This window comes from Parvimonas sp. KA00067 (assembly GCF_001553085.1).
GTDB classification, from domain to species: domain Bacteria; phylum Bacillota; class Clostridia; order Tissierellales; family Peptoniphilaceae; genus Parvimonas; species Parvimonas parva.
In genome coordinates, this window is the sequence record NZ_KQ960151.1 from 41967 (window position 1) to 54877 (window position 12911).

General features: G+C 29.2%; 14 protein-coding genes. 7 read left to right on the forward strand and 7 right to left on the reverse strand.

Annotation, left to right across the window (positions count from 1 at the left end; all coding sequences use genetic code 11):
• Positions 1-7 precede the first annotated feature (7 nt).
• The 3 genes from HMPREF3181_RS05455 to HMPREF3181_RS05465 all read left to right on the forward strand — a co-directional run bounded on the left by HMPREF3181_RS05455 (position 8) and on the right by HMPREF3181_RS05465 (position 3501).
• Entirely contained in the window at positions 8-1387 is a 1380-nt protein-coding gene (locus tag HMPREF3181_RS05455; RefSeq protein ID WP_068474195.1) for an ABC transporter permease, read from the forward strand.
• Between the two features lie 129 nt (positions 1388-1516).
• Positions 1517-2173, forward strand: coding sequence for a response regulator transcription factor (locus tag HMPREF3181_RS05460; protein WP_068474198.1), 657 nt, complete (start codon positions 1517-1519; stop codon positions 2171-2173).
• Positions 2170-3501 carry a HAMP domain-containing sensor histidine kinase gene (locus HMPREF3181_RS05465; RefSeq protein ID WP_068474201.1) on the forward strand — a complete coding sequence of 444 codons (1332 nt, stop codon included), beginning with the start codon at positions 2170-2172 and terminating at the stop codon, positions 3499-3501. Before HMPREF3181_RS05460 ends, HMPREF3181_RS05465 begins: the two co-directional genes overlap by 4 nt.
• 143 nt (positions 3502-3644) lie before the next feature.
• On the opposite strand, the gene HMPREF3181_RS05470 is transcribed toward HMPREF3181_RS05465, so the two are convergent.
• Positions 3645-5021: an MATE family efflux transporter gene (locus HMPREF3181_RS05470; RefSeq protein ID WP_068474204.1), complete on the reverse strand. Its 1377-nt coding sequence runs from the start codon at positions 5019-5021 to the stop codon at positions 3645-3647.
• A 405-nt stretch (positions 5022-5426) separates the two neighbouring features.
• Between HMPREF3181_RS05470 and HMPREF3181_RS05475 the strand changes: the two genes are divergently transcribed.
• Complete coding sequence (locus HMPREF3181_RS05475; RefSeq protein ID WP_197415929.1) at positions 5427-5594, forward strand: GlsB/YeaQ/YmgE family stress response membrane protein; 168 nt, start codon at positions 5427-5429, stop codon at positions 5592-5594.
• A gap of 59 nt (positions 5595-5653) precedes the next feature.
• Positions 5654-5857: a CsbD family protein gene (locus HMPREF3181_RS05480; protein ID WP_068474207.1), complete on the forward strand. Its 204-nt coding sequence runs from the start codon at positions 5654-5656 to the stop codon at positions 5855-5857.
• Between the two features lie 106 nt (positions 5858-5963).
• On the opposite strand, the gene HMPREF3181_RS05485 is transcribed toward HMPREF3181_RS05480, so the two are convergent.
• The 5 genes from HMPREF3181_RS05485 to dnaX form a co-directional block, all read right to left on the reverse strand.
• Entirely contained in the window at positions 5964-6287 is a 324-nt protein-coding gene (locus tag HMPREF3181_RS05485) for an AzlD domain-containing protein (RefSeq protein ID WP_068474210.1), read from the reverse strand.
• 10 nt (positions 6288-6297) lie between these two features.
• On the reverse strand, positions 6298-7014 hold the full coding sequence (locus HMPREF3181_RS05490; RefSeq protein WP_068474214.1) for an AzlC family ABC transporter permease: 717 nt from the start codon (positions 7012-7014) through the stop codon (positions 6298-6300).
• 27 nt (positions 7015-7041) lie between these two features.
• A complete protein-coding gene (gene recR, locus HMPREF3181_RS05495) occupies positions 7042-7650 on the reverse strand; it encodes a recombination mediator RecR (RefSeq protein WP_068474218.1) in 609 nt (202 codons plus the stop codon).
• Between the two features lies 1 nt (position 7651).
• The gene (locus HMPREF3181_RS05500; protein WP_068474221.1) at positions 7652-7993 is read right to left on the reverse strand and encodes a YbaB/EbfC family nucleoid-associated protein; all 342 of its coding nucleotides are present in this window, start codon (positions 7991-7993) and stop codon (positions 7652-7654) included.
• A 220-nt stretch (positions 7994-8213) separates the two neighbouring features.
• A complete protein-coding gene (gene dnaX, locus HMPREF3181_RS05505) occupies positions 8214-9884 on the reverse strand; it encodes a DNA polymerase III subunit gamma/tau (RefSeq protein WP_068474224.1) in 1671 nt (556 codons plus the stop codon).
• 207 nt (positions 9885-10091) lie between these two features.
• Between dnaX and HMPREF3181_RS05510 the strand changes: the two genes are divergently transcribed.
• Both HMPREF3181_RS05510 and HMPREF3181_RS05515 read left to right on the forward strand, forming a co-directional pair.
• Positions 10092-10772: a YczE/YyaS/YitT family protein gene (locus tag HMPREF3181_RS05510; RefSeq protein WP_068474227.1), complete on the forward strand. Its 681-nt coding sequence runs from the start codon at positions 10092-10094 to the stop codon at positions 10770-10772.
• Between the two features lie 169 nt (positions 10773-10941).
• Entirely contained in the window at positions 10942-12120 is a 1179-nt protein-coding gene (locus HMPREF3181_RS05515; RefSeq protein ID WP_068474229.1) for a M20 metallopeptidase family protein, read from the forward strand.
• A 38-nt stretch (positions 12121-12158) separates the two neighbouring features.
• Here the strand turns inward: HMPREF3181_RS05515 and HMPREF3181_RS05520 are convergent, their stop codons facing one another.
• Positions 12159-12905, reverse strand: coding sequence for a DUF975 family protein (locus HMPREF3181_RS05520; protein WP_068474233.1), 747 nt, complete (start codon positions 12903-12905; stop codon positions 12159-12161).
• Positions 12906-12911 lie beyond the last annotated feature (6 nt).

Here is a 12911-nt window from a genome sequence, read left to right on the forward strand (position 1 = left end):
GTAAGCAATGTTTAAAAATGCTTTTGCATACGTAACCAGAAAGAGTTTAAAATCATTAATTATATTATTAATTATCTTATCAATGTCAGCGCTTAGCTTGATAAGTTTATCTATAAAAGATGCTACAAATAAGGCGTCAGAAGAAACTTTTGGAAATATTACAAACAGTTTTACGATGGAAATAAATAGAAGAGTAAATCAAGGTACTGCCAGAGGGGGCGGTAATGTAAGAGGTCAAGATATAAAGAAAATTGTTGATTCAGGACATGTAGATAATTTTGTTAAGAGAATCAACAGTGTTGCCAATCTTGATGACAATTTAGATATAGTTCAAGCACCGGGAGCTGGTCAAAATGAATCTGCAGAAAGAGCTAAAAACTTCAAAAGAGCAGTTATGTTAACAGGTGTAAACAGTTCTCAAAAAGAAACAAAATTTGTTTCCGGAGCATATAAATTAGTTGAAGGTGAACATTTAAACAGCGAAGATAAAAACAAAATTTTAATGCATAAAGATTTAGCTGCAAAAAATAATTTAAAAGTTGGGGATAAGATTAAATTAAAATCCAATTTATATGATGCAGATAATGAAAAGGGAGCAAATGAAACTGTAGAAGTAGAAATTAAGGGTCTTTTTGACGGACATGGTAAAGGTGGAGTAACTTATTCACAAGAACTTTATGAAAATACTTTAATTACAGATGTTCATACAGCTGCCAAAGTTTATGGAAATACTGAAGATACAGCAACTTACCAAGATGCAACATTTTTTGTAAAAGGGAATAGAAATTTAGATCAAGTAATAAAAGATCTTAAAAAATTGGATATTAACTGGAGATCATATAATTTAATTAAGAGTTCTTCAAACTTCCCTGCATTACAAAAATCAATTTCAGGAATATATTCAATTGCAAATCAATTATTTGCAGGTTCTCTAATATTTGCAGGTTTAGTAGTTACACTATTATTATTCTTGTGGATGAATGCCAGAAAGAAAGAAATTGCAGTATTGTTATCAATAGGAATTTCTAAAACTAAGATATTCGGACAATTTGCCATTGAATTACTTTTCGTTGCAATACCGGCATTCATAGGTTCATATTTCCTAGCGGGATATACAGGAAAAATGCTTGGAAACAGTATTTTACAAAAAGTTACGGGAAGTATTGCAAAACAAATTGCTAGACAGTCAGCATCAACTAAATTAGGAGGCGGAGCTGAAGTTGACGGATTTAATAAGACATTAACAAGTTTAGATGTCAGCATTAATCCAAAAGCCCTTATTTATGTAGTATTGTTTATGTCAATTATACTTGCAATTGCATTGGTAATATCTTCTTCAAATATTTTAAGAAAGAAACCAAAAGAATTATTAATTGATACAAAATAGTTTTTATCATAGAGGGTACTTCGTAATATTCTAATACGATAGCAAAAATTATCGGTGTATATACATCGATAATTTTTGTGTTTTATGGTAAAATAATATTAGTAAATTTTTTATATAAAAGGAGGGCCTATGAGAATATTAGTTGTAGAAGACGATCAAATAATCAGAGAGGGAATTTCTGAATATTTATCTGAATTCGGTTATGACATCATTCAAGCAAAAGACGGACAGGAAGCCTTAATAAAATTTAATAACAATGAGATTAATTTAGTAATTTTAGATATACAAATTCCTTTCCTAAGCGGATTGGAAGTCTTAAAAGAAATCAGAAAAAAAAGTAATTTGCCTGTGATAATGCTTACAGCATTTAATGATGAGGAATATAAGATAAATGCTTTTTCAAGTTTGGCGGACGGTTATATGGAAAAGCCGTTTTCACTCCCCGTCTTAAAAGCCAGGATAGATTCTTTAATTAAGAGGCATTATGGAAGTCGTGAGAAATTTGAATATAATAATGCTGAAGTTAATTTCACAAGTTATACAGCCAAGTACAACGGTGAAGAAGTGGATATAAACGCAAAAGAACTTGAGATATTGAAATATTTATTGGAAAACGAAGGACATGCTTTGACCAGAGCACAGATAATAGATAATGTGTGGAAAGAAACGGATGAAATTCCTTTTGACAGGGTTATAGATGTCTATATAAAAGAGTTGAGAAAAAAACTTGGTTTGGATTGTATTGTAACAATCAGAAATGTTGGTTATAAATTGGAGAGAAAATGAAGAATTTAAAAATATTTCCAAAAATGTTTTTCAAGACATTTAGAATTCTTGGGACTGTAATTGTATTAATACATTTATTGGTGTTTTTTATTTTTCCGAGAACTTATTTAGAGACGAGAAAGCAGGAACTTTATGCAAAAGCTGATGAAATCTCAAATAATATTAAGGGAAAAGATTTAAAATTTGTAGAACGGTCTTTGGAGTTTTTTTCTAAAAGTAGCGATATAAAGGTTGTAATAAAAGGAGAAAACGGAGAGGATGAAGTACAAATAGGTGATAACATCAATGTAAATTTAAAGAGTAAAGATAATTCTTTAATCATTGAAGAAAGAGAAGTAGAACTAAAGAACGGTAAAAAAATCTTCGTACAATTTATCTCTACTGCAGACATGAAAAAGGATGCCAAAGAACTCAGCTTTAAATTCTTGCCATATTCATTGGCTATATCTTTTGTTTTTTCAATCATAGTTTCGCTTATTTATGCAAAGGAGATAACTAATAATATAAAAGAAATAAAAAATGTTACTAAAAAAATGATGAATTTGGATAGAACTGCCTATTTAAAAATTGATTCTACAAATGAAGTTGGAGAATTAAAGGAACATATTAATGATTTGTATAGTACTCTACTAAAGTTGATAGACGATTTAGAGCTTAAAAACGAAGAAATAGTAAAATTAGAAAAATTAAAATATGATTTCTTTAGAGGAACATCTCATGAATTAAAAACTCCTCTTGCAAGTTTAAAAATAATATTGGAAAATATGAAATACAATATCGGAAAATATAAAAATAGAGATTTATATATCGAAAATTGTATTGACATAGTCGATCATTTAACTAGAAGTATTTCACAGATGCTGTCAGTTTCTTCCTTTGAACATTTGAAAAATGATGAAGAAATAATAGTTGTTAATGATATATTAGATGATGTCTTGAAGCAATATATGTTACTTGCAAATCATAGAAATATAAAAGTCAACAATAATCTGAAAAATGAAAAAATCTATATAGGAATGACGGCACTTAAAATTGTACTGTCCAATTTAATAAACAATGCAGTTAAATATTCCGATGAAAATGGTGTAATAAACATCGGAACAAAAGATGATTGGCTTTATATCGAAAATTCATATAAAGATAATGAAAATTTGGATGTAAATAAAATATTTGAAATTAGTTTTAGCTTAAATAAAGAAAACAGTAATGGTCTGGGCTTATACATTGTTAAAAATATTTTATTGAACTACGGAATAAAATACAAAGTAGAAAAAAGTAAAATGGGAATTGCATTTTTGATTGAGCTGTCAGGTAATATGGATAAATAAATGTAACGAAGATACATCCACTAATAAAACAGTAAATTGGATTTGCGATAAAAACCCCACCCTTCCACGATGCTTCGCATCGGGTGGGTACCCGGGAACCTTGTTGTTTCACAATAAAAAAAGCAGACATTTTTGTCTGCGTTTTAAGGAGCGAGAGCTCCTTTTTTAATTTCATCATTTTGTTTTAGTAATTTTTTTCTTATTACTAAGTAGCAACAGATATGTGCGATTGTTGTCAATATCCAAGAGATTGGATATGAAATGTAAAGAGATTCTTGTGTTCTGTAAATTTGAAATATTGTAAATATCCAAATTACTCTAAAAAGACAAGCTCCGGTTAGTGAAACAATCATTGGGAGAATTGAGTAGCCCATTCCTCTTAATGAGCCGACTGTTACATCCATTAGTCCACATAGTAAGTATGTTGCAGAAACGATCTTCATTCTGTTAAGTCCAAAAGTTATTACTTTGGGGTCGTTTGTAAAAATTCCAAGTAAAAAATCTCCACATATATATGCACCGATTCCAAGCACAAGTCCTACGACTGAAACAATGGCAAGTCCTTGTAATAAAATTTTATCTATTCTATGATATTTTTTTGCTCCCATATTTTGACTTGTAAAACTTAGAGTTGATTGGTAAATTGAATTCATTGACATATATACAAAGCCTTCAATATTTATTGCGGCTGTATTTCCTGCTATAACAAGTTGCCCAAAGATATTTATTGAAGATTGAATTAATACATTTGAAATACTAAATACGATTCCTTGAACACCTGCCGGTAGTCCGATTCTTAAAATAGTTTTAACTTTTTCTTTTTGTAATTTTATTTTTTTAATATCCAAGTGCATATATCCTGTACTTTTTTTCAAAAATAATATCATCATAATTGCTGAAATATATTGTGCGATTATTGTTGCTATCGCAACTCCTTCAACACTCATCTTTAAAACTATAACAAAAAATAAATTTAGGACAACATTTACTATTCCTGAGGTGATTAAAAAGTATAGCGGTCTTTTAGTATCTCCGATTGAACGTAAAAGTGCTGCTCCAAAATTGTATAAAGCTGCAGCGGGACTTCCTAAGAAAAATATTTTCATATAAAGTACAGATAGGTCGATTATTTCATTTGGCGTTCCCATAAGTTCAAGCATAGGTCTTGAGGCGATAATTCCTACAAAAAGCAAAATTGTTCCAGCAATTATTGCAAGTCCAATTGCATTGTGAACAGTATCTGATGCGTTTTTGTAATCTCTTGCTCCACAATATTTTCCCATTGTAACGCTTATTCCCATAGAAATTCCAATCAGCAAACTGATTAATAAATTTATTAAAGAAGAAGTAGCACCAACTCCTGCAAGAGCAGTGCTACCTGAAAAACGCCCAATTACTATTATATCTACTGTATTAAAAAGTAATTGAAAAACACTTGTAAAAATAATTGGAATTGAAAAAAATATCATTTTTTTCAAGGTCTTTCCATTTATCATATCTATTTCATTGCTTTTAACCATTATATCCTCCGTAAAAAGTCTAAAATCATCCTAAATATAATATCATATATTCACACTTTTTGCAATGATAAAAGAGAAACAAAATTTATTTTTTAGTTTATTTGTTGAAATATATGAGCATATAATTATTTTAAAATTAAAGATATTAAGAGAATAATTTAATTTACTAATTCAAATTGTTTTAATTTTCGGTCAAAATAATTAGTAATAATATAAGATATAGTTTATTTTAAATAAAATAGGGTATTAATATAGTGAATAGATATAATTAAAAAAATTAGTTTGTTTAGTATTTTAATTTATTTATAAATATAATTTAAAAGAGAAAAATTTATGATTTAGTCACTTATTATTGGAGGGTTAATAGGTTTTATAGCTGGTGGAATAACTAAAAAAGGTGGAGCAATGGGAATAATCGCTAATATAATAGCAGGATTGTTAGGTTCATCTGTTGGTCAAGCGTTGTTTGGAACATGGGGTCCTAAATTAGCTGGTATGGCAATAGTTCCATCTGTATTAGGAGCAGTAATTGTTATTGCTGTAGTATCATTTTTCTTTGGTAAAAAAGAATAATTTAATTTATAGAATATTTATTAAAATAGAATAATATATAAAATGAAAGGGGAATAATTATGTCAGTTAAAGAAAAATTAGATCAAGTTAAAGGTTCAGTAAAAGAAAGCGTTGGAAAGCTAACTGGAGATAAAAAAACAGAAAAAGAAGGAGCTACTGAAAAAGTAATTTCAAAAGTTAAAGAAGTAGCTGAAGATGTTAAAGACGCTGTAGAAGGAACAATCGAAGGTGTTAAGAATATGGTAGATAAAGATAAAAAATAGTCAATAAAAAAGAAGCGAATATTCGCTTCTTTCAGACTGATGACAAAGGTGCCAATGATTGCTCATTGACACCTTTGTCATCAGTCTGAAGGAACCTGTGGGTTCCTTAAAAAATACTTAAACAATATAAGTAAATAAATGTTGTAAATATTGATGCGAAAACTGTTAATACCATATTTTCAGTTATATATGAAACAATCGCTGAAATTGCGATTGTTACTATAATCATCAATCTGTTATATGGGTCAATAGTTAAAACTTCTTTTAAGATTAGTACCGTCATTGACGTGAAAGGTACAATTTTAAAGAAAATCATCAATCTTTTATTAAAAGTTTTTCCTCTAAGAAAGAATAATGGAAGAACTTTTGGAATTATTGTTATCGCAGCTGCAACTAATGTAGCTACAACATAGTAAGCATATCTATCCATAAATTTCTCCTTATCCTTTTATTTCTTCTTTATCTTCTAAAGTTTCATCACCAATTAAGAATATACCAACTATTGAAGAAAGGATTATTGAGACGACAATATCCCAACCCATAGGGAATAAATTTGTATAGTAAATAATGGAATATATAATCCCTGTTGCAATGACAACTCTAATTGTTACCATATGTTTTTTTACATTTGGAACGAGTATGGCAACAAATAGTCCAAGTAATCCCATACTAAATGAGGCTTTTAAATACATCGGTAAAAAATCACCTATATAATAACCTACGATTGTAAAAATTCCCCAAACAAAATATGGAGGAATTTGCACTCCTAATGCAAATTTTGTGTTTACTTTATCTTTGTTAAATGAAAGTATTGAAAAACTTTCATCTGTTAATAACCAACCCACGATCGGAAATGCTAAATGATTCACTTTATCTACTGTCGCTCCAAGTGATGCAGACATTAAAAACAGTCTTGAATTTAGTAAGAATACAGAAATTGCAATTCCAAGAATCGGAACTCCCGACATTATAAATCCGACCAACATAAATTGTGCTGCTCCTGAATACAAGACAAATGAACTTAAAAAAGCATGTACTAAACCTGCTGTACTTGTATTACATAGAATACCAAAAGTAATAGCAGACGGTATATAACCTATCAATATAGGAATTGAGTGTCTAACACCCAACATATAATCATTTTGTTTTGATTTCATATCTTCCCCCGTAAAACAATAAGAAATCTAATACTCTATCTCTCTTCTATCTTCTAATGCTTTTAAAAATGTAAGCTCATCATAGCTATCTACACTTCTACCTATCGGAATACCATTTGCAATTTTAGAAATTTTCAAATTTTCAAATTTTTTCAACAAATCTACTATATAAAGCTCTGTCAATTCACCGTCAATAGTTTGACTTATGGCAAAGACAATCTCTTTTACATTGCCATTTTCGATACGGTCTAAAAGAGATGCTACATTTAAATCATCTAAAGTTATTCCCTCTCTTGGAGTAACAAGACCGTTTAAAATGTGGTAAGTGCCTTTATAAACCTTCGTTTTTTCCAAACTAACAACACCTTGAATATCCTCAACAACAGTTATAATCGACTTATCACGCTTTTCATCTGCACAAATATTACAAATTTCATCTTCAGTTAAATTTCCACAAATTTTACAATGATGAGTATTTTTTTTCATATTTATAAGACTTTTTGCAAATTCAATCGTATAGTCATCGTCCATTTCTAAAATTTTTAAAGCCATTTTAGTGGCTGATTTTCTTCCGATAGTAGGAAGTTTTGACAAGTAATGAATAACTTCATCTATCGATTTTGTATAATTATTCATTTTATAATCCTGGGATATTTATTCCGCCAGTTATTTTATTTATTTCTGAATCATGTTTTTCTTGAGCTTTTCTATTAGCCTCATTAACAGCTGTTATGATTAAATCTTGTAACATTTCTATATCATCCGGGTCAACAACCTCAGGAGAAAGCTTTATACTTAAAACTTCCTTTTTGCCATTAACAGTTACTTCAACAGCTCCACCACCGGAAGTAGCTGATACCTCTTCTTCATCTAAAAGCTTTTGAGTATTTTCTAATTCTCTTTGCATCTTTTGCATTTGTTTCATCATATTACCCATATTCATTCCGCCACCGAATTTAGGGAAACCACCTTTAGCCATAAAATACCTCCTAAAATAAAAAATATTTAAAAATTATTTATTCAAAATTTTGCAATTAAACTCATTTTTAGAAATCTAATAACAAAATAATTATACCATTTTTTTTATTTAAAATCAAATTTTTACAATACTTAGATAAAATATAAGCAAAGTTTTTGCAAAATTAAAAGTAAAAGCTATTGTGAAATTACACAATAGCTTTATATGTTTTTATTAAATTTTAAGCTACAAAGTTAGCATAAATTGTTAATGAATTTCTTGTAGGCAAATTAACTCTTGTAAAAAACTCATCAAGAATTGCTTTTTCTTTTAATACAAAAGCGTTGTTTTCATCAAGTTTGTAAGAACCAAATTTAAATAAATAGGCTTTACAGTCAATATATAAGAAGTTTTCCTTTGTTACATAGTGAATTTCCTTTACACTTTCGTCAAAAAGTTTTGATACAGTTTTTTTGAAGATAGTTTCTTTAAGAACGTCTTTAAAAGGAGTTAAGTCTATATTTTCATCAACAATTTCATTTTGTTCTTCAACTTGTGGCTCTTGCTTGGCTGAAATTTTTTCTTCTTTTTCAATATTTTCAGTATTTTTTTCGCTTATGTTTTCTTTTGTTTCAAAAGGATTTTCGTTTTGCAAAATTTCATTGTATATGTCAAAAGTTTCATCAGAATTGAAGTCGTCTATTTCATCAGTTTTTTCATACTTTTCTTCTTTTTTTTCTTCTGCTTTGTTTTCTACAACTTCTACTTTCAAATTTCCACTTTTGATAATTTTTTCAAGAGTTTCGATTCTTTTTTCAAGCTCTGATTTTTCTTTTTTAAATGAATTTATTTTTATGATTAAAAGTTCAGCTAATGCGTTTTGCATATCACTTTTTTTCATTTTGTCCTCAGTTTCTAAAAGATTTTCTAAAATGAAAATAAGCTCTTCAATAGTAAATTTATTTGCATGTTCTAAATATCTTTTATATTCGACATCATTTAAAGAAGTTAAGCTTTTTTCGATGCTTTTTACCAAAATTATATTTCTAAAATGCTTAACTAAATCTACTATTATGTTATAAGGAGTCTTTCCATTTTTAACTAAGTTTCTAAAAATTTCTATGGTTTCATTCTTTGAAGAATTTAAAATTGACTTTGAAAATTCAAATAACATATTTAAATTTACAAGACCCAAACATTCATTAATATCCTCAACAGTTATTTTTTCCTTTCCTGTTGCAACTACTTGGTCTAAAAGACTAAGAGCATCTCTCATTGCTCCAGAGGAAAGCTCTGAAATTAAATTAACCCCCTCAGATTCTATTTCGACATTTAGATTTTTTAAAATGTAATTTATATTTTGGACTATATTTAAATTGTCAATTCTTTTAAATTCAAACCTTTGGCATCTTGAAATAATAGTGTCCGGAAGTTTGTCGATTTCAGTTGTAGCAAGAATAAAGATTAAATGCTTTGGAGGTTCCTCCAAGATTTTTAAAAGAGCATTAAAACCCTCATTTGTAATCATATGAGCCTCATCGATTATATATACTTTGTATTTTACAAGTTGTGGAGGATAGATTACTTTTTCTTTTAATTCCCTTATATCATCTATACGTCTATTACTTGCTGCGTCCATTTCTACAACTTCAAGAGCTTTGTCATTTAGAATCATTTTACAATTTTCACATTCATTACAAGGATTACCGTCGATTGGATTTAGACAATTTACTGCACGAGCAAAAATCTTTGCACAACTTGTCTTTCCCGTACCTCTAATACCTGAAAAAAGATAAGCATGACCTAAGTTTCCTGTTTTTATTTGATTTTTTAAAATTTCAACAATATGATTTTGACCAACAACTCTTGTAAAGTCCTTTGGTCTAAATTCTCTATAAATAGCTTGTTTCAAAATCTCACCTCTAAGTTTATGTTATTAATATTGTTTGTTTTTTATATAATTCTAGGGCAAATTTTATTATACCACACTTCTTTTTATATTGCCACTAATAGAAATTTAACAAAGTTATTTATAAATAAATCACTTTAAAAACATAGTTTTTAACATTGACAGTTGTTTTTATTTTTTATAAAATATTTATAGAGGGAGAGGGATAAAATGAAAAAAGATAAATTATTTACTAGAATTATTATGACCTTAGTAGGTATGATTATACTTGGAATAGGTGTTTTTTTTACAATACAAGCAAACTTGGGGGTTGACCCTGCAAGTACAGTAGAACTTGGAATGGTGAAACATTTGGGAATTAGTTATGGAACTTGTGCAGGAATTTTTAATATAGTATTTTTAACTATAATATTTTTTGTGGATAAAAAATATATAAATATAGCATCAATCTTGGCTATTTTTAGTATAGGCTATACAGTTGAAGCAATGAATTACTTTTTCGGTTGGCTTAATTTAAGTTCTTTAAATTATATTTATAGAATCATAATTTGCCTTATCGGAGCTTTTATTGTTGCTATCGGTGTTACCGTTTATATTTTTGCTGATTTGGGTGTTGGAGCGACAGATGGAATTTCTGAGCTTATAAGCGATAAGACAAAATATTCTTACAGAAATGTTAGAGTTATTTCTGATTTTCTGCTTGTTGTAACAGGATATTTACTTGGAGGAGTTGTAGGACTTGGAACTTTAATTATAACTTTTTCAGTTGGACCATTTATTCAATTTATAAGAAAAGTTATTTCACCATTTTTGAAGAAAATTTTAGGTGAAGAAATGGTGGATAATGTAAATTCTGATGAAAAAAATTTTGAAAAAGAAATAGTTGCTTAAAATAGGGGGGGAACCCTATTTTTTTATTATGAAATAACAAGGTTCTCGGGCACCTACCCGATGCAAAGCATCGTGGAAGGGTGAGGTTCTTATTATGAAATAACAAGGTTCTTATTGGGAAAAGTGGTATTATATAAAATAAAGATTGCATTTTATCAAGGAGGTTTTTATGGATATTTTAAAATTAGTTAAAGAAAAAGAAGAAGAAGTTATAAAGATAAGACGTGATTTGCATCAAATTCCAGAGTTGGAATTGGAACTTCCACAAACTATGGAATATATCTCAAAAGTTTTAGATAAAATTGGAGTTAATTATAAAAAGTTATTAAATGGAAATGCAATAGTCGTTCAAATTGACGGAGCACAAAGTGGGAAATGTATTGCTATAAGGGCAGACAGTGATGCTCTGCCTGTTGTTGAAGAAACGGGACTTCCTTTTGCATCTACAAATGGAAATATGCATGCTTGTGGGCATGACGGACATACTGCAATGGCACTAGGAGCTTGTATGATTTTAAATGAAAATAGGGATAAGTTAAAGGGAAGTGTAAAAATATTTTTCCAACCGGGAGAAGAAACGCCCGGAGGTGCTTTACCTATGATTGAAGAGGGTTGTATGGAAAATCCGAAGGTCGATGCAGTCATAGGACTTCATGAAGGTTGTTTAATTCCTATTGAATATGGAAAAATCGGCGTAAAGAGTGGTGCTATTATGGCATCAGCAGATATTTTTGAACTTTATGTAAGAGGTAAGTCATCTCATGCAGCGACTCCTCATCTTTCAGCTGACCCGATTGTAGTTGCATCAGAAATTGTTCTTGGACTTCAAAAAATAACTTCAAGGGAAATAAATCCACTTTCAAATGCAGTTTTAACTATTGGAATAATAAATGGGGGAACTGCTCATAATGTAATTCCTGAAACAGTTTATATAAAGGGAACGGTCAGAACTTTAGACGAAAATGTTAGAAAATTTATAGCAAAAAGGATTGAAGAGATTGCGAGTGGAATCGCAGGAGCATATAATTGTGAGGCTGAAACAATTTATCACTTTATGTATCCGGTTGTTATGAATGATGAAAAATTTACAGAATTTTTTATAGAAAATACAAAAGAAATTTTAGGAGAGGACTCCGTTGAAATCATAGAAAACCCAAGTATGGGTGGTGAGGACGTTGCATATTTCTTGCAAAGAGCAAAGGGAACATACTTTATGTTATCAAATCCAAAAATTTATGAGGATAATAAAATATATCCACACCATAATAGCAAATTCGACGTGGAAGAAAGTTTATTCTACAAAGGAATGTGTGCAGTTTTAGGAACTGTTTTTAAATATTTAAGTTAAAAAAAACGGATTGCGTATTTGCAATCCGTTTTAAATTTCTATTCATATATTAATTCATCTAATTCAGCATTGAACATAGGTTCTATTGTAATTATCACTGTTGATGTTAACAAAATGATGACAAAAGAAATAAGCATATACAAACTAATTCCACCAAATACAACTTCATCTGTAAGCATAGCCACTCCTATACCCCAAACAACAAATATCATTGTTGGAATAACTAAAAGTATAAAAGGAATAACTCCGGCTAAAAACTCCCAGCCGAATAAACTTAATTTTTTTCCATCCATCTCATCTTTAGCACCTATGAAACACTCACCGTTACTAATAGTTGGGTCTGATACTTTTATATAAATGGCTCTTTGATATTCTAAAGCTTTTATGATTCCCGGAATTACAAATAGTAAAGTCCAAAGGAATGTTTTAAATAATATCATTAATATTAATGTAAACATATCAAAACCAAAGTTAAATATATTCTTAAATGCACTAATTACTGAAGGAGATCTGTTTTCTTTTATTGCACTATAAATTTCAATATTTATATATTTATAAAGAATTGATGAAAGTATAGTCAATAAAAGTGATATAGGAAAAATAAGTTTTACCTTAAATAAAACTTTAAAAGGCGCAGGCAAAACATTGCCGTCTTTTAGAGTTTCTTTGATTAAAATTACAGGGTTTCCATCACTTGCTACCATAGTTGAAACAAATGTAATCAAAAGCATACTCCAAAAGTGTCTTTTTACAAAATCAATACTTTTCACAAAAATGTTTGACATAAAATC